This window comes from Ligilactobacillus sp. LYQ60, assembly GCF_045033015.1.
Lineage (GTDB): Bacteria > Bacillota > Bacilli > Lactobacillales > Lactobacillaceae > Ligilactobacillus.
In genome coordinates, this window is sequence record NZ_JBJFZV010000002.1 from 130186 (window position 1) to 153258 (window position 23073).

The 23073-nt window shown below is 46.1% G+C and carries 20 protein-coding genes; 5 read left to right on the plus strand and 15 right to left on the minus strand.

Annotated features, from left to right (window positions below; translation table 11 throughout):
* Window positions 1-84: 84 nt before the first annotated feature.
* The 12 genes from ACI3EZ_RS03485 to ACI3EZ_RS03540 all read right to left on the minus strand — a co-directional run bounded on the left by ACI3EZ_RS03485 (window position 85) and on the right by ACI3EZ_RS03540 (window position 15003).
* Entirely contained in the window at window positions 85-864 is a 780-nt protein-coding gene (locus ACI3EZ_RS03485; protein ID WP_405025568.1) for an alpha/beta fold hydrolase, read from the minus strand.
* Entirely contained in the window at window positions 845-2275 is a 1431-nt protein-coding gene (gene citX / locus ACI3EZ_RS03490) for a citrate lyase holo-[acyl-carrier protein] synthase (RefSeq protein ID WP_405025535.1), read from the minus strand. The genes ACI3EZ_RS03485 and citX overlap by 20 nt, the downstream gene beginning before the upstream one ends.
* Window positions 2276-2368: 93 nt before the next feature.
* Window positions 2369-3904 (minus strand): citrate lyase subunit alpha, encoded by a 1536-nt coding sequence (gene citF / locus ACI3EZ_RS03495; RefSeq protein ID WP_405024556.1) that lies wholly within the window; start codon window positions 3902-3904, stop codon window positions 2369-2371.
* Window positions 3894-4799, minus strand: a complete 906-nt coding sequence (gene citE, locus ACI3EZ_RS03500; RefSeq protein WP_405025536.1) for a citrate (pro-3S)-lyase subunit beta — start codon at window positions 4797-4799, stop codon at window positions 3894-3896. The genes citF and citE overlap by 11 nt, the downstream gene beginning before the upstream one ends.
* Window positions 4800-4801: 2 nt before the next feature.
* Window positions 4802-5092, minus strand: a complete 291-nt coding sequence (gene citD / locus ACI3EZ_RS03505) for a citrate lyase acyl carrier protein (protein ID WP_405024558.1) — start codon at window positions 5090-5092, stop codon at window positions 4802-4804.
* Complete coding sequence (citC, locus tag ACI3EZ_RS03510) at window positions 5082-6134, minus strand: [citrate (pro-3S)-lyase] ligase (RefSeq protein WP_405025537.1); 1053 nt, start codon at window positions 6132-6134, stop codon at window positions 5082-5084. The genes citD and citC overlap by 11 nt, the downstream gene beginning before the upstream one ends.
* Window positions 6135-6519: 385 nt before the next feature.
* A complete protein-coding gene (locus ACI3EZ_RS03515; protein ID WP_405024560.1) occupies window positions 6520-7461 on the minus strand; it encodes a DMT family transporter in 942 nt (313 codons plus the stop codon).
* A 150-nt stretch (window positions 7462-7611) separates the two neighbouring features.
* Window positions 7612-9033, minus strand: a complete 1422-nt coding sequence (locus tag ACI3EZ_RS03520) for a DASS family sodium-coupled anion symporter (protein WP_405024561.1) — start codon at window positions 9031-9033, stop codon at window positions 7612-7614.
* A gap of 258 nt (window positions 9034-9291) precedes the next feature.
* The gene (locus tag ACI3EZ_RS03525; protein WP_405025538.1) at window positions 9292-10746 is read right to left on the minus strand and encodes an amino acid permease; all 1455 of its coding nucleotides are present in this window, start codon (window positions 10744-10746) and stop codon (window positions 9292-9294) included.
* A gap of 197 nt (window positions 10747-10943) precedes the next feature.
* The gene (gene dnaB / locus ACI3EZ_RS03530) at window positions 10944-12344 is read right to left on the minus strand and encodes a replicative DNA helicase (protein WP_405024563.1); all 1401 of its coding nucleotides are present in this window, start codon (window positions 12342-12344) and stop codon (window positions 10944-10946) included.
* A 155-nt stretch (window positions 12345-12499) separates the two neighbouring features.
* Entirely contained in the window at window positions 12500-12949 is a 450-nt protein-coding gene (rplI, locus tag ACI3EZ_RS03535; RefSeq protein WP_405024564.1) for a 50S ribosomal protein L9, read from the minus strand.
* 11 nt (window positions 12950-12960) lie between these two features.
* Window positions 12961-15003 carry a DHH family phosphoesterase gene (locus ACI3EZ_RS03540; protein ID WP_405024565.1) on the minus strand — a complete coding sequence of 681 codons (2043 nt, stop codon included), beginning with the start codon at window positions 15001-15003 and terminating at the stop codon, window positions 12961-12963.
* Between the two features lie 1144 nt (window positions 15004-16147).
* On the opposite strand from ACI3EZ_RS03540, the gene nrdI reads away from it, so the two are divergent.
* The 3 genes from nrdI to ACI3EZ_RS03555 are packed head-to-tail and all read left to right on the plus strand — an operon-like array spanning window position 16148 to window position 18010.
* On the plus strand, window positions 16148-16600 hold the full coding sequence (nrdI, locus tag ACI3EZ_RS03545; RefSeq protein WP_405025539.1) for a class Ib ribonucleoside-diphosphate reductase assembly flavoprotein NrdI: 453 nt from the start codon (window positions 16148-16150) through the stop codon (window positions 16598-16600).
* A gap of 23 nt (window positions 16601-16623) precedes the next feature.
* Window positions 16624-17604: a class 1b ribonucleoside-diphosphate reductase subunit beta gene (nrdF, locus tag ACI3EZ_RS03550; protein ID WP_405025540.1), complete on the plus strand. Its 981-nt coding sequence runs from the start codon at window positions 16624-16626 to the stop codon at window positions 17602-17604.
* Window positions 17605-17629: 25 nt separating this feature from the next.
* Window positions 17630-18010, plus strand: coding sequence for a hypothetical protein (locus tag ACI3EZ_RS03555; protein ID WP_405025541.1), 381 nt, complete (start codon window positions 17630-17632; stop codon window positions 18008-18010).
* A gap of 225 nt (window positions 18011-18235) precedes the next feature.
* On the opposite strand, the gene ACI3EZ_RS03560 is transcribed toward ACI3EZ_RS03555, so the two are convergent.
* The 3 genes from ACI3EZ_RS03560 to rpmH all read right to left on the minus strand — a co-directional run bounded on the left by ACI3EZ_RS03560 (window position 18236) and on the right by rpmH (window position 19646).
* Entirely contained in the window at window positions 18236-19081 is an 846-nt protein-coding gene (locus ACI3EZ_RS03560; protein WP_405024569.1) for a membrane protein insertase YidC, read from the minus strand.
* 12 nt (window positions 19082-19093) lie between these two features.
* Window positions 19094-19438: a ribonuclease P protein component gene (rnpA, locus tag ACI3EZ_RS03565; RefSeq protein ID WP_405024570.1), complete on the minus strand. Its 345-nt coding sequence runs from the start codon at window positions 19436-19438 to the stop codon at window positions 19094-19096.
* 73 nt (window positions 19439-19511) lie between these two features.
* On the minus strand, window positions 19512-19646 hold the full coding sequence (gene rpmH / locus ACI3EZ_RS03570; protein ID WP_010581276.1) for a 50S ribosomal protein L34: 135 nt from the start codon (window positions 19644-19646) through the stop codon (window positions 19512-19514).
* A 543-nt stretch (window positions 19647-20189) separates the two neighbouring features.
* Between rpmH and dnaA the strand changes: the two genes are divergently transcribed.
* Both dnaA and dnaN read left to right on the plus strand, forming a co-directional pair.
* On the plus strand, window positions 20190-21587 hold the full coding sequence (gene dnaA / locus ACI3EZ_RS03575) for a chromosomal replication initiator protein DnaA (RefSeq protein WP_405025542.1): 1398 nt from the start codon (window positions 20190-20192) through the stop codon (window positions 21585-21587).
* Window positions 21588-21751: 164 nt separating this feature from the next.
* Window positions 21752-22891 (plus strand): DNA polymerase III subunit beta, encoded by a 1140-nt coding sequence (dnaN, locus tag ACI3EZ_RS03580; RefSeq protein ID WP_405025543.1) that lies wholly within the window; start codon window positions 21752-21754, stop codon window positions 22889-22891.
* Window positions 22892-23073: the final 182 nt, after the last annotated feature.

A 23073-nucleotide genomic window follows, 5' to 3' on the forward strand; every position in this document is an offset into this window, starting at 1 on the left:
GATAAACAATTTATTCCGAATTTATATTTTAAAAAAAGATAAAAACTAACCAAAAAAACGAACTTTCCCTTAACTAATTTTAATTCAGACAAGGAATTTCTGAACACACCGGTTAAATGCCGCTGGCTGCTCCGCCATCACGCAATGCCCCGTCTGATCAATTCGTTGGTGGGTAATCAACTGATTTTGAGTCGCCATCACGTCGCCAAATACGCCATTAAAGAACGGACTTTGGTTGGCCGTTACCAGTAACGTTGGAACCGTGGTTGCTGTCAAAGCCGCTCGCCAATCACGTCGCGCGTGGTCATACATCAATGGCATCAGCATCTTTTGGTCAACCGGATACTGTGCCTTCGCCTCTTTAAGGGCCAGGTAAACCTGGTCATCAACCCCGTTTAAAGTCTCCTTAACGTGACCAAATGCCGCAAGTTTCGTTCGGTAATTAGCCCGGGTAATATCCATAAAACCGTACTCCCAGTCCGGTGCGTTTAACATCTTAGGCGATTGATCAATTGCAACCGCTGCCCGAACAGGAATTTCGGGATAATAATGAAATAGACCATAAATCACCGCGGCCCCCATTGAATGCCCAATCAATACGGGTTGTTCCACGTGTAACACATGAATTAGGGTGACTAAGTCATCAACTAATTGTTTTATACTCGTTGGTTGGGGTTCCCGCGCTGATGCGCCGTGTCCCCGGTGATCATAGCTAATTACCTGGTAACCATGCGCAACGAGAAACGGCACCTGTCGGGTCCAAATTTGCCGGTAACCACCAAACCCGTGAATTAATATTACTGGTTGACCGTGACCAACCATGCTGTAACTAAGCAACGCCCCATCATTCATTCGTGCTTGCATCACAAAATTCCTCCTCAATCTCTGCCATTAACAGCGTTCCGCTTACCATATCCGCTACACCGCCGAGGCTAAGATGCCGGTTACTGTACTCTGCTTGCATTTCATCCAGTAATTTACGCCCCGCTGGCGTTACAATTCCTCCCGCCTCGATAATAGCGGTCACCTGCCGTTGTTTCTCCTGTTCAATCGCATCTGTCCCAGCCCGTTTATATAACGTACTATCCTGAACATGCTGGGCAAGCGCTAAAAAAGCGGTAATGATCCGGTCGTTTGTGGTTCCCTGGGTTTGTTTGTAAACTGGTAACCCAACCTCAAAAATAACGGGAAATCCAGCCTCCGCTTCGCCCCGTGCACCCTTCCGTCCGGTCAGATGATATTGCACTTCCCCGGCTGTCTGGGGAGTTTCTCGCTTCATCCGGGTAAAATCGTCCGTTAAGTGAGTGAGAAGCGCCTGCACCCGGTGTTGAATCGTTTTGAGAGTCACCTGCCCGGTTTGCCAACAACTGGCCGTTGCAGTTACCAGAATTCCCAGAGCAAATATGGCCCCTTTATGGGTATTAACGTTCCCCGTTGCTTGCATCATTGTATGCTCGGCCTGAATTCCATACTGCCGAACCGTATCAAAAAGTGCCGGATAATCTTTTCCCGAATAATTAATCGCCATCCGCGCACACTGACGAAAGTATCCTTCCAATGCAAGCGCGCTTTGTACAAAGAGGGGATAGTCCATATCTGGGTGTGCCCCATGTTCAACCGGATCAACTAATCCCGGTTTAGGCCACGCTGCCGCCTCGTTAATTAACGCTCGAACGGCCAAGGTAGCCAACCGTTGCACCACCCGTTCCCTTTTCGCTGCATTCACAGCTGCCATGACTAACGCTGCCACCTTCGCTTGAAGAGCAGAAACCGAATGGCGCCGGGACCGACCGCAATCCTTAGCAAGACGGTCACATAATAAGCACCGGCGAGCAGAAAGCCCCACTTCTTCCCGACTGATTGGACGAATGACGCCCTTATCCTTGACAAGAACATCCATGTCAAATAACCGGGCGGCCGGGGTTGCCGTTTCAAACGCAACTGTCAGGTGCTTAACTGCCTGAGCTGCTGAACGAACCACGTAAAATCGTTCTGGTCCCGTTGGCCGCTTATCTTCTATTACCACCTGCAGAATTAACCGCCCTGCTACCGCTAACTGTTTTTCAAAACAAGCAAGCTCCTCCCGAAAAAACCGCCGGATTACCGGACTTGTCTTGACCGGACCAGGAATATTAAGTTTAACCGCAATCACTGTTGCGCCGGGAAAGGTTTCCACGAGTTGGCGCTGCTGGGCCGCCCGCTGATCCCGGTTAGCTAATACTGCCGGGATATCCTGTTGACTCCCCCCAGCAAAAACCCTTTCGACTATTTCCATTCGTCCCGCTCCCTTCACTCCTCATCATTATAACCGATAAAACAACGGGACCGTTCGTTTCCGAACAGCCCCGTTATTTCACCAAAGCTTTACCTACTTAATTTCATGAATTTCGTCAATAATCGATCCGTCCCGGTATTCCATCAAAGCGACAACCCGGTCAGTGTATTCAAGCGGCTTCGGCTTACCAACAATTTGCTCTGCCTTCTGTTGTAACTCTTCAATTGTCATTAACGGAAGCCCTGGAACCTGCTTAAAGGCTGCCAAAAGGTCCTGCCGCCGTGGGTTAACGGCAATTCCGACTTCCGTAACCAACACATCAATGGATTCTCCCGGTGTAACTACCGTTCCAACGTGCGGAACAACCGTGGCAATCCGGCCCCGGGTTAATGGGGCAGAAATAATTGTCATCTTTGCCGTTGCGGCATCCTGGTGACCCCCGACGGCTCCCCGGATAACCCCGTTTGATCCCGTCATTACGTTAACGTTAAAGTCCGTGTCAATTTCAAGGGCGGATAAAATGCAGACATCAAGCTGATCAACCATGGCTCCCTTGTTGTCCGGATCAGCGTACCATGAAGCATCAATTTCCTGCTGGTTCCGGTTATTCTTCATTGAATCAGCCGCACCCTTATCAAAATCCTGCACGTCCATTACCCGGTTAACTAAACCTTCTTCGAGCAACTTAACAATTGGGGTCGTGATCCCGCCTAAAGCAAACGAAGCGGTAATGTTCTTATCAATCATTGATTCCCGCAAGTACCGGGCAACGGCCAACGCAGCCCCACCAGAACCCGTCTGGAATGAGAAGCCCTGTTTGAAGTATGGTGAATGGGTAATTACATCGTTAACCATCTTAGCGATCTTCAGGTCCTTCGGATTCTTCGTAAACCGTGTTGCCCCGGTTCCAATTCGGTCAGGATCCCCCACCTGGTCAACCTTAACCACGTAGTCAACCTGCGTTTGCTTAATTGAAGCAGGTGTATTCGGATAATCAACGATGTTATCCGTCAACAAAACAACCTTATCGGCATAATTTGCATCCATTAAGGCGTACCCAAGGGAACCGAAGACAGCATCACCTTCCATCCCGTTGGCATTTCCGACCCGGTCAGCATTTGGCACCCCTAAAAAGGCCACATCAATCTTGATATCACCATTTTCAATGGCCCGAGCCCGGCCACCGTGAGACCGGAAAATAACGGGGTTCTGCAATAACCCATGGGACACTGCTTCTCCTAGACTTCCCCGCATTCCAGAGCTAGTAATATTAGTAATAACTCCCGCCTTAATCGCTTCAATCACCTTATCATTCATCACGTTTGTCAGCGACGACGGAGCCAACGTTAAGTCCTTGAAGCCCTGCTTAATGATTTCATCCATTACCTGGTTAAAGATGAAATCTCCTTCCCGCAAATGATGGTGGAACGAAATTGTCATTCCATCTTTCAGGGTCTTCTTCACCACATCTGCAATGGAATCAACCAGCTTTCCGTCCCCGGTTGAAACACGCACGGTTGGTGCGGTTCGCTGGATTTCAGGGTTACCAATCGTCGCGTTTTCGAATGGCTGGTAGTCCTTTTCCTTTAACAGTTCGGCTGATAATTCCCGGTTAAGACTATTCTTCAATGTACTCGCCCTCCTCGTTAAGTAAGTGTGACGCCCGTGCTAACCGTAATACCCGTTGCGCCCGAAGAACAACTGGGCGGTCAACCATTTGACCGTTCATGGAAATAACCCCAGATCCCTTAGCATGCGCTTCTTTAATGGCCGCCTCAACGTCAAGTGCGTCTTCAACTTCCGCACGGGTTGGTTCGTAAACCTTATTGACCATATCAATTTGCCGTGGATTAATCAGGGATTTGCCGTCAAATCCAAGTTCATGGATATGTTCCGTCTCCCGCTTAAACCCAGCAATATCATTCATATTAGTAAAGACGGTGTCAAACGCTGCAATTCCAGCAGCCCGGGCAGCGTGGATAATCATGTTCCGTGCAAATTCAAGTTCTGCTCCATCCGGGTACCGGTGCGTCTTCATATCTGTTGTGTAGTCTTCAGCTGAAAGGGCCATTCCCATCATCCGGTCGGTACTTTCAGCAATCTCAAAGGCCTTCATCACGCCCCGAGCACTTTCAATCGCAGCCATTACCTTCGTTGAACCAATCTTTCGCCCAAAGTGTTTCTCAGCTTCCTCAACCGTTGCAACAAGGTCGATCATCATTTTTCCGGACTCAACCTTTGGCAACCGGATAACGTCGACCCCCGCCTTAACCATGGCATAAACATCCGCCTTAAAGAACTCCGTGTCGATCCCGTTTACCCGCACGACCAGCTCAGCATCACCATAGTCCTGGGTTTTCAATGCTTCATACACTAAAATCCGGGCTGCATCCTTTTCTGCCAAGGATACTGAATCTTCCAGGTCAAACATAATTGAATCTGCACCGTAAATTCCAGCATCCCGAACCATCCCGGCGTTATTTCCCGGGACAAACATCATCGTCCGCCGTAATCGTTCTTCCATTATTAGAGCACCTCCCAGTCTGGCGTTGCACTTGTTCCAAGGGCCCGCTGTGCTGCAGCCATTGTCCGCGCCTTGATTACACAATCCAGCGCACCTTTATCAACAGCCTTAACGTGGGCTCCTTCAATTCCGTACGCTGCTAGTGTTTCCTTAATCACCTTTTCGATTTGTTCACCGTATAAATCAGCGACTGATGAATCAAGATCAATCGTTAATTCTGGAGCGGCACTGATCGTAATTTGAATATCCGAGGATTCAAGCGTCCCCGCCATTGCAGTCTGCTTAATCTCCATTCTGCCTCATCCTTTCCTGCGCCCGCTGACGCAATTCATCCCAATTTTCTTTCACGTATGCCATCGTAGTTGAAGGAACCAACCGAGCAACCTGCTCCGCATCATCTGCAGCCAGCGCGGCGCGTACCTTTGTCGCCGTTACAATCGTCCCATCCGCAATTGCCGTCCGGTTAATAATCCGCACCGTAATTTCTGGCGGAAGGATTCGGTGCAACTCTTCGTTGTAAACCTCCGTTGTTTTCGAGTACGGCTCACTTCCAAGGTAACGGGCTGTAATGTTCAACGCCGGTGCAACCTGCTTCTTAAACAACGTTGCATCAAGTGCCGCCTGGTAACGCCCAACGTTTTGGTCATCTTTTAGGAAGTATGCCGGGAACGTTGCCCCGCTTACCATATATTCCCTTCCCGGAACAACTAAAACGTTTTTTAAATCAGCCGTCCCAGCCTGAACTAACTTTGTCCGCTCTGCAGTTGTAAATAACGATGCATCTTGGCTCACTACAAAAACATACACCACATCATTTTCACGACTTGCCTGCTCGACTAAAAACCGGTGCCCCCTGGTAAACGGGTTCGCGTTCATTACAATTCCGGCTACCCGCTTATCCTGTTGATTCTTTACCCGAGGAAGCCCCTTTAAGTACGTTGAAATCGTTGGCATTCCGGTTTCAAGAACGGCACCCATTTCCGTTTGCGCTAGGAGCGTAAACCCAACATACTGAAAACTCTTTACGTACTGCGGCTTAGTAAACACCATTAGGTGGAACTGCCCTTGCTGAGCTGCCGCGGACACAAGCTGACTAACCACCATATTGAAGGTTGCTCCGTTTTCTTGATAGTTCGAAGCAATCGCAATGTATTTGAGGACGTTTCCCGCAACGGAACCCGTTGCAACCAACTGATCACCATCAAACCACCCAAAGGTTTGCTCAACCGGCCGCACCTCCCGTTCATTAAAAACGTGGATTCCGTTTGCTTCAAGAAACTGCTGCCAGCGTTTAAAATCGCGCTGTCGATGAATATTCATCGTTCGCAAATCCATTCCAACCCCTCCTTCGTCATCATTGTAACGCTTACTTGACAAATTGCAAATTTTTGGTTGTTATTTTTCATTTTAAAAAAACGATTCTATTTCGTAAAAAAGCGAGCACATTAAACAAAGGAAATGAGCGCAGAAAACTAAAGCCGTATAAATCACAAAATATAAGTTTAGAAAATAATTCCATTCGACCCGTTTGTTTTAATCGCGGATTATGCGTAAACAACAAGGAGGTTGTAACTTTCGTCACAGCCTCCACATTCCTAAAACTATAAATATTTCTGTCACATGATTATTAGGCAATATCCTCCCTAAAACAAGCTCTCATTCGCTCTTCGCGAGGTTTTGCCTTGCGCTCCGGGCCCTTATCGGCTTTCGTACCTCACAGTTAATCATCAAACGCATCCTGTTGTATCTGCTTCTCCTCGTACTGCCGCCGACCGTGCTGTAATACGTAAATTCCAATCACAACAAGCACCATTCCACTAACTTCAATCAAACTCAACTTTACTCCTAAAAACAAGAAGCACAAAATTGACGTCACGGTTGGTTGTACGGCGTCCATAATACTAATAACATCGGAACTAGCAAACTTTGTCGCATACAATAACAAACTGAACGGCAAAATTGTTCCCGCAATCACCGTTGTGGCAACCGAGCCGATTACTGCTAAGCTGAGATGCGGCACTTGAACCCAAAATGGATGGTACAAGTTAAAGAGGATTCCTGCAATCATTGTCCCCCATCCAAGAATTACAATTGGTGGGTTCCCGTCCTTAACCAACGGCCGGGGAAGGGCCACATAAAACGCCGCCGTTAATCCCGAACCAAGTCCCCACAGCAGAGACGTCACCGAAATGGAAAGTTGCCCAAGGTTCCCCTTCGTAAGCGCAAGGACTACCCCAATAAGAGCAAGGATAAACGCAATTATGTCCGTCTTTAACGGCCGGTTTCCAATGAAAAGGCCGCCAATAACAATAAAGAGGGGCGCAAGGTATTGTAAAATTGTAGCAGCTGGTGAATTCCCCGTCTGAATCGCCAAATAAAATGTATACAGGTTAGCCATTAATCCAAGGGCGGCGTATGCTACCAACCACATCACTGATCGCCATGACCGGAAAACATCAAAAATTTTACGCCGATAAATTAACGCGCTGATTACTAGGAGAAGCACCCCTGAACTAAGCGTCCGGGCTGACAGAAGCCAAGCTTCTGGAACCTTTAAATTATGCGAAATTAACTGAAGAACCGTTCCTGAAATCCCCCACATTGCGGACGCAAGGGCGGCCAAAAAGATTCCCTTTACAACATTTTTTCCTGAAGAATTCATTGGTTACCTCACTAAATTAATGCTTATAGTAATTAACTACCATCAGATTATATGATAGATTATCTTACACAGGCAAGCATCATCCATTAAAAACTAAGGGGTTAGGACAACTGTCCCAACCCCTTAGTTTTTACGCTACTCAAATGACAACTACCACATTCCAATTAGTTTCATCCACAGCGGACCAACCAATCCGAAAACTAGCAGGTAAACAATTCCCATCACAACGTTTAACTTCCACCACGTTGACTGCTTAACGTACCCTGACGTTGCCAAGATAGAAGCCGGACCATTTGCGTAGTGCGTAGTGGAGCCCATCAGCGCCGTGACAAAAGCCAGCATCATTGCGGCTAACATTGTTGGCACGTGAGCTGCCAAAGCTACCCCCAAAAGAGCCCCGTACATCGCCGTAGAATGGGCGGTAGCACTCGCAAACAGATAGTGACTGTAGAAGTAGAAAAGCATTAAGGCTACCAGCACGACAATCCAATTGATTCCGTGTAGCATGCCACCAAAGGCCTTAACCATCCACGGAATAAAGCCCATTTTGGTCAACTGCGCTGCCATGAAGACCAGGATTGACAGCCAGATCAAAACATTCCAAGCACCAGTTTCGTTTAATAAATCCTTTACGCTCAAAACGCCCGTAACGAGTAGTAAAACAATGGCTAAGAACCCAACGGCATAGGCTTCAACCCCGATAAAACTCGAAATCATCCAAAGAACCAACGTTAAAATGAAGACGATTCCCATAATTTTTTCGGACATCTTCATCGGCCCCATTTCAGCCAACTTATCCTGCGCCCATTCCTTTGCGTTTGGCGTTTCCTTAACCTTCGGCGGGAAAATTTTATAAATCAAGAATGGTACCAGTAACAAACAAAGAACCCCCGGCAAAGCACCGGCGACAAACCAGCCAAACCACGTAATGTGCACCCCAAGCTGCTTAGCAAGAGCCACAACAACCAGGTTTGGTGCCATCGCCGTCATAAACATCGCACTCGTAATCAAGTTAATGTGGAATTCCGTAAATACCAGGTATGACCCGATCTTCCGTGCTGACGCCCCATTATCCGGCTGGGAATCAAACGTATCCGCCAAAGAAGCAACGATTGGGTACACGATACCCCCAGCCCGAGCCGTATTACTTGGCGTTGCAACCGATGTTACCAGGTCAACCCCAGCAACGGCATATCCTAAGCCCAATGACCGTTTTCCAAACCACTTAATGAAGTTTAAGGCAATTCGACGACCAAGCCCGGTCTTAATGAATCCCCGAGAAATCAGGAAGGCCATAGCAATTAGCCATGCCGCTGAGTTACTGAAGGCTGCCAGGGCTGGCTTCATTGGAACAAGGCCAGTGAAAATCATCAGCGTAAATCCAATCAAGGTAACCCCAGCAATTGAAATCGGCTGGGTGATACAGCCTACGATCGTAGCAATAAATAATGCCAGCATGTGCCAGGCAACGACCGAAACACCCGCTGGCCGCACCGGTGCCGTAAACCAGATAATTAATCCAATCACAATCGGAAAAATAAATCCTTTATATTTGACTTTCTCAAGTCCCATAAGTATCACTCCCCCTGAAGGTTTTTATCAACAATAGCACAAGCACAATATAACATATTTTTTCACAAATTGTTACTTTTTGCCAAAATAAGTATCGTTTTTCACAATTTAAAAAAGAAAATTCATCCCATTATGTAAATAACGCTTCCTTAAGCGTCCCCTCCTCCATCAACACAACAATCCCCCAAGCCGCAGCACTCTTTAGCCAAGACTTGGAGGAACATTATTTCATCATATTCTCACTACTTACTCTCGCTCTTAACAGTAATACACTAGGATAGCCCCCACAGCAATAATAATAATCGCTACAACAAACCAACGCTCCCCGCGGGTAAAAACAGGCTCACCAGGAGATTGTTCGTGCCGGGCCTTGATGAATAATGGAATCCCCAGTGCGTACACGACAAAGGCAATCATTACATACTTAACACCGGATACTAACCCCATCATCACGGTATAAATCACTGCTAAAATTCCGGTAATTAAGGCACTGATTCGTCCCTTATTTCCCGGGTAATTATCTGCCCGAAACGCTAGTTTTACCAGATAAAGGGCACTAATCATATACGGCGGAACCGTCATTGTTGCCACGACGGTGTACGCCAACTGAAACGCATTATTAGCAAAATGGGCTACTAATAAGACTACCTGCATTAAAAGCGTTGCCGCGAAAAGCGAAATTACTGGAACGTGGTTCTTACTTTCCCGGGCAAAAATGAGTGGAAAGGCTCCATCCTTAGCAGCAGCATACGGCATTTCCATCAGCATCATTGTCCACGTCAACCAGCATGAAAAGACGGACACCAGCAAACCACCAGCCATAATTACCCGGCCAGCCGGACTATGCAGTGCCATTGTTAAAAGACCAGCCGTTGACGGTGACCCTAACTTAGCGATTATGCCATACGGTTTCATTCCCATTGGTAATAAGGATACCAGCATATAAAGCGCTAAGCACCCGAAGAAACCGATAGCCGTTGCCTGGCGAACAGCTTGCTGAGATTTCGCCCGGTCCGATAACACAACAGCGCCCTCGATTCCGCCAAACGCCCATAACGTTGCCGGAAGGGCAAGAACTACTTGTTTCCCTAGGTGCCCCATTGCGGGCATGGCCGCGGTAAATGACCGTGTTGCCGTAAAGTTAGCGCTAAACCGAATCCAGCGAAACTGCGCTGCAACCGCAATAATGAAGATAGCAACTGCTGCCAACCGGACAATCGTTCCTACCAGGTTCACCCAGCTTGCCTGGCGAACACCGAATAAGATAATTAACGACATTCCCCAAAGAACAATACTGCCGCCAATAACTGCCGCCCAATTATTTCCTCCTGTAAAGTCCCCCGGAAAGAAATAGTTAAGCGTGCTCATTAATAAAATGGCATAAGCAACGTTGGAGAAACTTTCGCATACCCAGTAGCCCCACGACACAAAGAAGCCAGCAAATTTCCCGAAGCCAGCTTCACCGTATTTATACAACCCAGTTGTAAGGTTAGGTTTTAGCTCCGCCAACTTAAGGAACATTGCCGTTACAAACCACATTCCAATCCCGGCAATGCCCCACGCCAAAATGGTTCCGAGCGGGCCAGCACACACTGCCATGTTTTTGGGTAAATCAAAAATTCCCCCCCCAAGCATCGCGCTCAAAACAATGGCACTTAACCCAATTACACCAAGCCGTTCGCTCTGCTGCTTACTATTATTCTGTTTTTTCATTAATGGTCACTTCTCCTTGTTAACGATTGTTATCCCGATCATTTTTCCGAAGAAGCACCTGATGTCGGTGGGCATGTAGTTCAACCACGTATTGCTTGGTTTCATTCTTAATTTCAAATCCCATGACATCATCCCTTATCATAAATTAATTAATAGTTGCATTTTACCGGTATTTTTACCAAAAAACAAGATAAAATCTACGGTTCATCTTGATATGCAAGGTTAGCAAATTTGTTGTACGCCTTCATGAACATTAGGTGCACCGTTCCCCGGGATCCCGCCCGGTTTTTTTCAATGATTAACTCCACATCACCGGCATCTGAATCGTTGGAGTCGTTTGCTTGCTCTTGCTGGTCCTCCTCATCATTACCATTATCCCGGTCATAGTAATCCTCCCGGTATAAAAAAGTAACAATATCAGCATCCTGTTCAATTGACCCAGATTCCCGAATATCAGACAACACTGGCCGTTTATCCTGCCGTTGCTCAACCCCCCGGGATAACTGGGACAGGGCGATAATTGGAACATTTAGCTCTTTAGCAAGCTTTTTAAGTTGTCGGGAAATCTCCGATACTTCCTGCTGCCGGCTTTCCTTGGTCGAGCCTTCAATCAGCTGGAGGTAATCAACAACAATCAGATCTAACCCGTTCTGCTCCTTAGCAAGCCGGCGAGCCTTTGCTCTGATTTCGCTCATTTTGATTCCCGGTGTGTCGTCAATGTAAATCGACGCCCCACTTAAGGCACTTGCCGCCATCATTAAGCTTTCCCATTCATCGGCAGACAGATTACCACTCCGAAGATTATCCGCCTTAATCGTTCCCTCAGCACACAACATCCGGCTAACCAATGATTCTGCGCTCATTTCCAAGGAAAAAATCGCTACCGTTTTGCTTTGATCACTAACGGCGACATTCTGTGCAATATTAAGAGCTAACGCCGTTTTCCCTACGGCTGGCCGGGCAGCTAAAATAATCAGGTTATCCGGCTGTAACCCCGATGTTTTAAGGTCAAACTCCCGGTATCCGGTCGGCAACCCAGTAATCTCTTCATTATTATCCGCTAATTCACTAATATGATCTAACTCAGCGGCAATAACATCCCGCACCCGGCGAAAGCCCTCGCCGGAACGTTCATCCGCAACGTTCATGATGGCTTGCTCGGCGTTATCTAAAAGCCCCGTAACATCATCATTTCGCTGGGCATCCGCAATCATTCCGTTTGCCACGGTAATTAACCGCCGCCGGATTGCGCTATTTCGTACCAATTGCGCATAGTACGCCACATTAGCGGCTGATGGACTGGCATCAACCAATTCGGCCAGGTAATCAAGGCCACCAATATCGTCCAATTCATTATTTCCGCTTAGTTCCGCCTGTAAGGTGACCATATCAATTTCGTCACCGTTATCATCTACCGTTAGCATTGCCTTGAAAATCAACTGGTTTGCCTTGTGATAAAAGTCGTCTGGCTCGACGAATTCATGAGCCGCCGCCAACGTATCGCCTGCAACCCCACTAATTAATACCGACCCCAAAACCGCTTGCTCTGCTTCTAAGTCCTGGGGTGGGACGTTTCCTAAAATCTCACTATTATCCATTGGTTAATTCCCCGTTAGCTAATTGATAAAGAGGTTATCAGCCTCTCTTATATAAAACAAACGAGCTAAGCGGAAAAACACGCCCTTTCCAATTTGGCACGCTCCGTTCAGGGATTATTTCCACCACGCTCGTTTTTTCCATTTTTGTGCCCCTTCTATTTCTCTGCAATATGCACGCGAATCGTCGCCGTAACATCGTTGTGCAATTTCGCTGGGACGTTCACATAACCCATCGACCGGATTGGCGCAGTCAACTTCATCTTACGCTTATCGACGTGGAGCCCGTATTGCTTCGTTAATTCCTGGGCAATTTGCTTCGTCGTAATCGACCCGAAAAGGCGTCCATCCGTTCCCGCCTTAGCCCGCATTTCAACAACGTAGTCCCCGGACTCGAGCTTCGCTTTCAACTCCTTCGCTTCCGCTAGTGCAGCCGCTTCCTTTTTGGCCTCTGCTCGTTGCTGCCCGCGAAGTTGGCTCATTGCCTGCGCACTTGCTAGTTTCGCCTTACTATTCTTGATTAGAAAGTTAGCGTAGCCATCGGGAACTTCCTTAACTTCACCACGGCTTCCCTTACCACGGACATCTTGGGTAAAAATAACCTTCATTCTTATCACTCCTAATCATCATTTGGCTGGTCAATCTCTTCTGCCGGTTCCTCACCAGCAGTGCCATTCAAAATTTCCAATAATCGTTGCTTAGTATCAGCAACCGTCACGTCCGTTAGCTGCGCAGCAGCATTAGTTAGGTGCCCGCCACCGCCAAATTTTTCCATTATCAACTGGACGTTTGTCTTCCCGATACTCCGAGCTGAAATTCCCACGGTTTCCTTATCCCGCCGGGTGATCACAAACGAGGCTTCAACGCCACTTACATCAAGTAATGCATCCGCTGCCTGTGCGGCGGTTACCGGATCATACTGGCAGTCTTCTTCACCCATCACAATTACATTATCATCAATAAATTCAGCCCGGTCAATTAGGTGGTTCCGTTGCATAAAGTTATGCATGCTTTCCCGCATAAAGTGTCGTACCATTTGGGCATCCGCCCCTGCTGATCGTAGGAAACTAGCCGCATCAAACGTTCGCGTTCCGGTGTGGTTGGCAAATGACTGGGTATCCACCACGATTCCGGCTAACATTGCCGTTGCTTCCAAACGATTAATTGGCTCACTATCCCGGGACTGGTACTCAAACATTTCCGTCACCAGTTCACACGTAGAACTAGCATACGGTTCAATATAAACCAACTGTGGGTTTTCAGGGAACTCTTCGCTTCGCCGGTGATGATCAATTACTACTACCCGACCCTTTAATCGCTCATACAATTCCGGACTAATGGTAATTGACGGCCGGGAATGATCTACCATGATTAGCAACGTATCGTCCGTTGCCATTGCCAGCGCTTCTTTGGGGGTAACAATTACCTGATCTAATTCAGGATACTTCGCCGTTTCAGCTAAAAGGCGCTCAACATCCGTGTGCACCTTTTCGGGGTTTACAACCACCTGACACTCCTTCCCGTTCATCGCAGCAATTCGCCGAATCCCAAGGCTTGCTCCTAGTGCATCCATATCCGGTTGTTGGTGCCCCATGACAAGTACCTGACTCGCCTGAGAAATTAATTCTTGGAGTGCTTGAGAAATCATCCGCGCCCGCACCCGGGTTCGCTTCTCCATCGGATTCGTCTTTCCCCCATAGAACCGGGCATCACCGGTTTCGCCCCGAACAACCACCTGATCGCCGCCCCGACCAAGAGCAAGATCAAGATTCCGTTGCGCCTGACCGGATAAGGAAGCAAGGTCCGCACTTCCGAACGCAATTCCCATACTAAGGGTTACCGGGAAGTTTGTCTTGGCCGTCCGCTCGCGAATTAGATCAAGAATTTGAAATTTATCCTTTTCCAGTGCCGCCAACATCTTGGTATACCCCACTAAGAAAAAGTGATCCTCATCAATCCGCTTTAAAAACAGGCCAAACTGGCGCGCCCAGTCTGATAATTCATTGGTGATAAAGTTACTTAGATTTGAGACCCGCTTATCCGACATCGATTCCGTCACTTCATCGTAGTTATCCAGAAAGATTTGTCCAATAACAACCCGCGAATCGTCATATTCCTGCTGAATCTCGGCATAGTGCGTAATATCCATCAGGTAAACCGCATTAATTTCCCGCTGAATCATCATCCGGAAAGTGTTCCCCTGCCAGGTCACCTCCACCGGCTTCTTGGCATCCTGATGTTTCGTAATCAATTGCATTAATTGTGGGGCACTTTCACCCAATGACTTACCAAGAACATCTTCCTTGCCAAAGTACTGTTGCATGTACGGGTTCAGCCATTCAACGACATTATCACCGTTATAAAACAGTACCCCGATTGGCATCCTAATCAGCGCTTCTTGCTCCCCTTGATCAATCCGGTGTGATAGGTTCGCAATGTAGTTATTAGTATCGTGGGTAATCTGCCGCAAAACGCCATACACCATCCCGAGCATTCCGCTCCCTAAAATAAGCACAATTATACCCACGATCCAGTTTGCCCAGCAGGCCATTCCGGCACACAAAACCACGATTAATGTCAAAAGAACCGCAATTAACCTTAACCGCCGGTTATGCCAAAAGTCAGGCAATTTCCAAAACTCCCGTGTAAAAATTCGTTTCATTCTGTTTAAATCCATCCTTAAAAAACAATTACTAAATAAGTTCACCCAAGAGGCTTTATTCCTGCTTTTAGCCTCTCCTCCATTTTATATTTTAGCGCATCTTCCCTGTTCTTTTATTACACTTTTATGTTTTTTACTGGATCCGACGCAAAAAACGGGCCGCTTTCGTAATGAAAACGTCCCGTTTGAAACGTGCAACTTAGCTCATTTGAGCCGTTAATGGGATAGAAAAACACGTCTCGGCTTCCCAGTTGATGGAGAAAAATTTAATAAATCACCTAAATTTTCTCAACCCGAAAATGGATATATCATGAAAAAGGAGGACCGCTAACCATGGCTAACGGCCAGGAGAACTTTGTTTTCGGGCGCCACTAACCTGAGAAGTATTTAAATTAGCAGCTTGTTATAAGAGGTTATGGTTTTATTTTAGGGAATAATTGTGACGCTTTATGCCGCGTCTTCAATTCATTTTTACAAACATACGTTCACACTAACACTTCCACCCATCCTTGCTAATGTCGCTCACGGAATGTACGCTACCGTTAGCCTTCTTGAAGCCCCAACAACGATCCTCCCGTTCACGTGGTGCTCACCCATTGTCTCCTGAATTACCCATAGGCAGCGCGTTTAGTTTAGTCATCATCCTCTTCTTGCATCCGCAACTCCGCGTTAAGATGCACATTTGCGTAGCGATACGTGATAATTGCAACCGCAGTAAATGCTCCCGGCTCAATCGCGTCCTAAAAACGTCTTTCCGGCGGGGCCAAAGAGAAGCCGAACCACTCCCCTGTAAAAATAATTGCATTCTTAACCCATAAATTACTACTAACATAAGAACAATTCCTAGATCCCAATTTTTGTTGTTTCTACATGTTATTTCACCACCACCTAAGTCTACTATCGTATTCATAAATAATTAGCCCGGCCCCTATTATTACCGGGCCCACTGCATAAATTAAACAAACGTAATAATATGCATAAAAATTAACAAACTATGGCGAAATAATTACATAAAAGTTCCCTAGTTAGGAAATCACCCCTTGCAAGTTAACGGAATATCTTGTAAGCTAACAAGCGTTAACCACAATATATTGTGGTTTGATGTGGAATAGTGCACCGTGAACATCAAATTACCGGGGAGGCTGTGAGGATGATTAATATTTTGTTTATTTCCATTGAAGGGAACACGCGCACGTTTATTCAAAAATTAACGGACTACGCTGAACAACAGCACGCCAAGGATGACCAGGCACCGCTAATCAACGCTAAGGAGATCAGCGACGTAACGCCATTTGCAGATGAAGCCGCTGATTTCTTTGTTTTCGTCCCGACGTATCTGGACGGAGGGAATGGCATTGATAATGGGGTCAAGGAGTTAATGACTAATTCCCTCGGCGAATACATTGAGTATAATGATAACAGTGCTCATTGTCGCGGTGTTATTGGTTCGGGGAACCGGAACTTTAATCAACAGTATTGCTTAACTGCGCGGCGATATGCGGAGCAGTTCAACGCTCCGTTCCTTGACGATTACGAACTGCGGGGAACAACCAGTGACGTTGCTCGCATTTACACCACACTTGTTGAAAACAATTAATTAAAGCGGAGGGGTTATTCACTATGGTAGATAAAAGTTACAAATCAATTAACTGGAACCAGATCAACGATGAAATTGACAAGGCAACCTGGGAAAAACTTACCGAACAATTCTGGCTTGATACTCGGGTTCCGGTTTCTAACGACCTTCCTGATTGGCGGAAGCTCGATGATAAGCACAAGTACCTAGTCGGCCACGTCTTTGGCGGATTAACCTTATTAGATACTGTTCAATCCCAAGACGGAATGGCCTCCCTCAGACGACACGTCCGGACACAGCATGAAACGGCAGTCCTTAACAACATTCAGTTCATGGAATCCGTCCACGCTAAAAGTTACTCCACGATCTTCTCAACATTAAATACACCAGAAGAAATCAATGAAATCTTTGAGTGGAGTGATTCGGAAGAATACCTCCAAAATAAGGCAAACTGGATTGCCGACATTTACAAAGACACGTCCGCTGACCCGCTCAAACAAAAGGTCGCCAATGTTTTCCTTGAAACATGCCTCTTTTACTCCGGGTTTTACACCCCACTGTACTATCTTGGCCATAATCAGCTTGCTAATACGGCTGAAATTATCAAGCTAATTTTACGGGATGAATCGGTTCACGGTACGTATATCGGATACAAATTCCAACTTGGTCTAAAGGAACGGAGCCAAAACGAACAAGATGCCGTGAAGGACTGGCTATATGACTTCTTATACCAGCTCTATGACAACGAAGAAAAATACACGAAGCTTCTTTATGATGAAGTTGGGTGGACAGATAAAGTTCTCACATTCGTTCGGTATAATGCCAATAAGGCACTGATGAACCTTGGAATGGATCCAATTTTCCCGGACACCGCTGACGACGTTGAACCGACTGTTATTAACGGAATCTCGACCACTACGTCAAACCACGATTTCTTCTCGCAGGTCGGTAATGGCTATCGTCTTGGTCAGGTTGAGGCCATGAACGATGACGACTACAACAAGTGGTCAAACACAGATAAGTAACTAGCATACTATTACGGGGGACAAAATGGAACAAGTACGAAACATCACTGCATTTATGCGCAAAAACCTCTCAACCGGAGTAATTACGGTTGACAATATCATGTTAGATTTTAGTGCTGTTGATCATAAGCGCGTTTTTCTTAAAAATCTTGCTAAGCAGATTCTTAACGGCCAAACATGGTACACGGGGGTTTATTTCCAGTTCAATGATGACCGGGATGTTCGGGAAGCTATTTTGGCAAACTACCAAAAAATTGCTAATTGGTTACACACGGTAGACACCATGGTTGTTAACCGTGAGCTAACGGAAAATGCCGATCCAACCACTACAAACGAAACGAAGTGGCTGCGCATTACGGATCATGTAAGTATGAAGCTAATCCGCGAACCAATCGCTGCCGATTAGCCAAACACGTAAAGAAGTTAAAAGACGAGTGGCGTTGGGAACAAAGTACGGAGGATGAATTCCGCGGTTGATTCGCACTCCACTCGTTTGTTTTATAATATTAGATTATGACAAAACAAGGAGGCTGTGACGTAAAGTACAGCCTCCTTGTTTCGTTACTATAAAAAACATGGTGTATCCACCTCACTACGATGATGACACCATGCTAAAGCCTTAATCACAATGCTAACCCTTTTTTCGGTTTTTCAGCGCCTTTTGCCGCGCCTTTTGTTTCCTTCGCTGCGCTTCTTTCGCTTGCCGTTCCTGTTCCTCCCGTTCACGTCGAATCTTAAACGGATTTGAAATTAACAAGATTTGTCCAACAGAAAAGGCATTGGTAATCATCCAGTACAGCGACAATGCGGCCGGGAAATTAATAGCCATGATAAGTGTCATAATTGACATTCCATACGTCATGACCTTCGTCATTCCATTTTGTTCTGGCTGGGACATCATACTTAGATATGACGTTAAGAACGTAAACAACGCCGCCAAAATTGGCATGATGTAGTACGGATCTTTGTCCCCCAGTTCCATCCAGAAAAAGTGGCCAGATTTAAGAACTGGTGACCGAAAAATTGCCTGATACAGGGCAATCAACACGGGCATCTGAACCAACATCGGCAAACACCCGGCAACCGGCGAAATTCCGGCATCCGCATATAACTTTTGCTGCTCTTCTTGCATTGCCCGCGCCTGGTCCGGATCAGTTCGGGCATCAGGGTACTTCGCCTGCAACGCCTTAAATTGCGGCTGTAGTTCAGTTGTCTTCCGCATTGACTTATTTTGATAGAACATCAGCGGGAGAATAATAATCCGCACAATTACGGTGAAAACAATAATTCCCCACCCGTAATTGTTACCAAATAAGTGACTAAGCCATTCAATTGCCCGGATAAAGTTCCAAATTACGTAATGGTCCCAAATCCCTGTACTATGAGCAGTGACATTACTCGTTCCGCACCCCGCTAATAGTAACGGCAGTACCATCACACTTAGAATAACAAGTCCGCGCCTGTGTTTTTTCTTCATGCGTAATTCCTCTTATTCAGCTGGTAAAATCTTCGCGAGTCGCAGAACGTGCACTAGGTGACGCTTAACGTCCCTCATTGCCATTCCAGAAACGGTCGGCCGCGCAATTACCAAAAAATCGCAATCCTGCTTTAATTGGGGCTTAAGTTCCGTTAGGCTCTGCCGAATCCGCCGCTTAACCCAGTTCCGCGCCACAGAATTACCAATCTTTTTCCCCACTGAGATCCCTACCCGAAAATGAGGCTGATTTGGCTTTTCTAAAACGTACACAACAAACTGGCGGTTAGCATACGATTTACCGGTCGTGAAGACCCGCTGAAACTCCGCTTCTTTTTTGACGCGATATGATTTTCTCATAATCCATCTCCAAAAATCCGTGGCTTTTTTCCTTATAACCGTAAAAGAAAAAGACCACTGACGGTCCAGTGGCCTATGCAGACAATACTTTTCTGCCCTTCCGACGACGCCGTGCAAGCACCTTCCGGCCATTGCTCGTGCTCATCCGCTTCCGGAAACCATGAACCCGTTGCCGGTGCCGCTTCTTTGGTTGGTATGTTCGCTTCATGCTGCTGCACCTCCTATTCAATTTCCTAACAAGATTGACCGGCTTCCCGAATCAACTGCTAGGCTAAGACTTACCTTATAAGCCTACCATACCGCCTCATAAATGAAAAGAAGTTTTTCCCGGAAAATCCGAGCACTCCTTTATGAATATCCACAAAAACAGTGGACATTGTTGTGGATAGTGTGGATAAAATCAAACATTATTCGCACTTAATCCCCACATTTTGCAAAATTATACGCAAATTAACGCCCCTTGGATAAGAGTGTGCACAGCTTTGTGGATTTTGTGGATAAGCTTTAATGTGCTTTATTTTTTAGGGGTTTACATGGTGTAAAACTTCTGTGATTTGTTCGTAACTTTTTTGAAATATCCCCACAATTCACATTTCTTGTGGACAAATTATTCTTTCTTTGTGTGTTTAGGGGATTTTTTTACTCGCAATCTGTGAATTAATCCCATAAAAACAAAACAGTTGTGGAAAAAAAGGAAACCATTATGGTAGACTAGGTGCGTAATTCTAAGTTAAGTAAGGAGGAATTTGTCGTGGCGAATCAAAGTCAACCAAGTTTAGCGACCATCTGGCAATTCATTAGCGACACCCTCCGTCAGGATCTTTCTCCAACTTCATTTGCAACCTGGGTCGAAACGGCAACTCCTGAATCATTTACGGATAACGTGTTAACAATTACCGTTCCAACTCAGTTTCACGCTGACTTTTGGCGTGATACGCTTGCAGAGAAGGCAAGTGCCCTATTAAAAAAATCAACAAAGGACACCATTACAATCCTGGCGCAGGTGCCAGAAGACGCAAACCCGTTATCCCAAACGGTGACTCACGATACCGGTCAATCCCCAAAATCCGCAGCTCAAAATGGGATTAACAACGACTTCGATCAGGTTCCAGCATACATGAAACCCTCATCCCTCAACGATCATTACACCTTTGAAAACTTCGTTGTGGGTGAAGGTAACCGGATGGCCCAAGCAGCAGCCTTATCAGTCGCCGAACAACCGGGGTCAATGTATAATCCACTATTAATTTATGGTGGCGTTGGTTTGGGAAAAACCCACTTGATGCAGGCCATTGGGCACCGTATGCTTGAAATTAACCCCAATTACACCATCCGGTTTGTTTCCAGCGAAACATTCACGAATGACTTTATTGATTCAATCCGGAATAATCGCCAATCTGAGTTCCGTGATGCATACCGGAACGTTGATCTCCTTTTAATCGACGATATTCAATTTTTTGCGGATAAGGATTCTACCAAGGAAGAATTCTTCCATACATTTGAGGATTTATTTGAAAAAAATAAGCAAATTGTCTTTACCTCTGATCGCCAGCCGGAACAAATTCCTAACCTGGAAGACCGCCTCGTTTCCCGCTTTAAAATGGGACTTTCCGTTGACATCACTCCCCCTGATCTTGAAACCCGGATTGCAATCCTCCGGAATAAGGCTGACGATAACCACGTAAGTGCAACCGATGATGCCCTTAAATACATCGCTAATAACCAGGCAGATAAAAGTGTGCGTGACCTTCAGGGAGCGCTCAACCGGGTAATTGCCTATTCTCGGCTAAACAACAAACCAATTACAACAGATCTAGCCGCCCAAGCGCTCCAAAACTACAACACACAAGTAATCAGGCCGGAACTGTCAATTGCTCTTATTCAAGAAAAGGTTGCTGCCCATTTTCACGTGACCGTTGCCGATTTGAAGGGCCGAAAGCGGGTTAAAACAATCGTTGTTCCCCGTCAAATTGCAATGTATCTTTCACGGACAATGACGGATGCCTCCCTTCCCCGGATTGGAAATGAGTTCGGTGGAAAGGACCACACAACGGTGATTCACGCCTACGACAAAATTGATGCTGCCCTTAAAGAGGACGCAACTTTACGGCAAGCAGTTGCCGATATTAAAGCTGCTTTACAGAAATAACCTGTGCATAATAACGAGGTAATCCCCAGTGGTTATCCACAAGTTGTTAACAAGCTAGTTTCGTGCTTTTTCTCTATTTTCGGGGTTATCCACAAAATAAACAGCCCCTAATACTATTACTGTTATTCTTTATAATTAATTATTAATAACCAGGAGGGACATCCATGGAATTCTCTGTAAACCGAAATGCTTTTTTAACAGAACTCAATGCAGTTCAACGAGCTATTTCAACTAAAACCGCAATTGAGATTTTAACGGGATTAAAATTAGATTTAACTGATGAAAGATTAACGTTAACAGGAAGTAACGCTGATATCACCATTCAAACGCAACTTCCAGTAACCGCACCAAACGCTGATTTAATCATTGATTCAACGGGCTCCATTGTACTTCCTGCTCGATTTTTCAGTGAAATCGTTAAAAAACTTCCTGAAAAAACAATGAAGGTAACGGTTAATGATCATTACCAAGCAACCATTACGTCAGGTTCAGCTTCCTTTACAATTAATGGGTTAGATGCTGTTAATTATCCTCATTTACCAGAAATTGATACGGCGGAGCAACTAACAATTGCGGGTGACGTTTTAAAGCAAATTATTAGTCAGACCGTTATTGCCGTATCCAAGCAAGAAAGCCGGCCAATGTTAACCGGTATTCACGTAACAATTCATAACGGTGAATTGCTAGCAGTTGCAACGGATTCTCACCGGCTAAGCCAACGAAAAATTACGTTAGCAACCGCCCCTAAAGTCGATTATGACATCATTGTTCCTGGAGATGCGCTGCGGGAACTATCCCGGATGCTTAGTGATGACGATGCACAGCTCCATCTCCGAGTTGCTGAAAATCAAATTTTGTTTACGTGGGGGACAACGGCATTTTATTCTCGGTTGCTTGATGGAATGTACCCGGAGACATCCCGGTTAATTCCCCAAGATTCAAGCACCCAAGTGGAATTTAATGCGGGTATTTTATTCCAAGCAATTGAACGGGCGTCATTACTGTCGCATGCTGGCCAAAATAACGTTGTTAAGCTGGAGCTTGATACTAATGCTCAGCGGGCAACCCTCTCTGGAAATTCGCCAGAGGTCGGAAACGTCGAAGAAGAACTGCAGTTTAATTCCCTTTCCGGCGAAGGAATTGCGATTTCGTTTAATCCGGATTACATGAAGGATGCTTTGCGGTCATTCGGACAAGCGACCATTAAGCTGGCCTTTACCCAGCCACTCCGGCCGTTTACACTTGTTCCAAGTGATGATCAGGGTGATTTTATCCAGTTGATTACCCCGGTCCGGACGGTTTAAACCGGTATAGTAAAAACGAAAAGAGTAAAAGAAGAAGGCGTTGTTAAAAACATGCCTTCTTTTTTTATTTAAATTTAGCTTAGGGGCTATAAGCGATTTTAAGGACGTTTACAGGGATTACGCTCGGGGTACGTAGAAAACCATTCAATCATTATAAATGAGCTGAAACCGGCCGTTATGCG

Bases quoted from the DNA above. Each gene is read 5' to 3' on its own strand.
- ACI3EZ_RS03485 (WP_405025568.1), bottom strand. From the start codon at position 864: ATGCAAGCACGAATGAATGATGGGGCGTTGCTTAGTTACAGCATGGTT.
- citX (WP_405025535.1), bottom strand. From the start codon at position 2,275: ATGGAAATAGTCGAAAGGGTTTTTGCTGGGGGGAGTCAACAGGATATC.
- citE (WP_405025536.1), bottom strand. From the start codon at position 4,799: ATGGAAGAACGATTACGGCGGACGATGATGTTTGTCCCGGGAAATAAC.
- citD (WP_405024558.1), bottom strand. From the start codon at position 5,092: ATGGAGATTAAGCAGACTGCAATGGCGGGGACGCTTGAATCCTCGGAT.
- citC (WP_405025537.1), bottom strand. From the start codon at position 6,134: ATGGATTTGCGAACGATGAATATTCATCGACAGCGCGATTTTAAACGC.
- ACI3EZ_RS03515 (WP_405024560.1), bottom strand. From the start codon at position 7,461: ATGAATTCTTCAGGAAAAAATGTTGTAAAGGGAATCTTTTTGGCCGCC.
- ACI3EZ_RS03520 (WP_405024561.1), bottom strand. From the start codon at position 9,033: ATGGGACTTGAGAAAGTCAAATATAAAGGATTTATTTTTCCGATTGTG.
- ACI3EZ_RS03525 (WP_405025538.1), bottom strand. From the start codon at position 10,746: ATGAAAAAACAGAATAATAGTAAGCAGCAGAGCGAACGGCTTGGTGTA.
- dnaB (WP_405024563.1), bottom strand. From the start codon at position 12,344: ATGGATAATAGTGAGATTTTAGGAAACGTCCCACCCCAGGACTTAGAA.
- rplI (WP_405024564.1), bottom strand. From the start codon at position 12,949: ATGAAGGTTATTTTTACCCAAGATGTCCGTGGTAAGGGAAGCCGTGGT.
- ACI3EZ_RS03540 (WP_405024565.1), bottom strand. From the start codon at position 15,003: ATGAAACGAATTTTTACACGGGAGTTTTGGAAATTGCCTGACTTTTGG.
- nrdF (WP_405025540.1), top strand. From the start codon at position 16,624: ATGGTAGATAAAAGTTACAAATCAATTAACTGGAACCAGATCAACGAT.
- ACI3EZ_RS03555 (WP_405025541.1), top strand. From the start codon at position 17,630: ATGGAACAAGTACGAAACATCACTGCATTTATGCGCAAAAACCTCTCA.
- ACI3EZ_RS03560 (WP_405024569.1), bottom strand. From the start codon at position 19,081: ATGAAGAAAAAACACAGGCGCGGACTTGTTATTCTAAGTGTGATGGTA.
- rnpA (WP_405024570.1), bottom strand. From the start codon at position 19,438: ATGAGAAAATCATATCGCGTCAAAAAAGAAGCGGAGTTTCAGCGGGTC.
- rpmH (WP_010581276.1), bottom strand. From the start codon at position 19,646: ATGAAGCGAACATACCAACCAAAGAAGCGGCACCGGCAACGGGTTCAT.
- dnaN (WP_405025543.1), top strand. From the start codon at position 21,752: ATGGAATTCTCTGTAAACCGAAATGCTTTTTTAACAGAACTCAATGCA.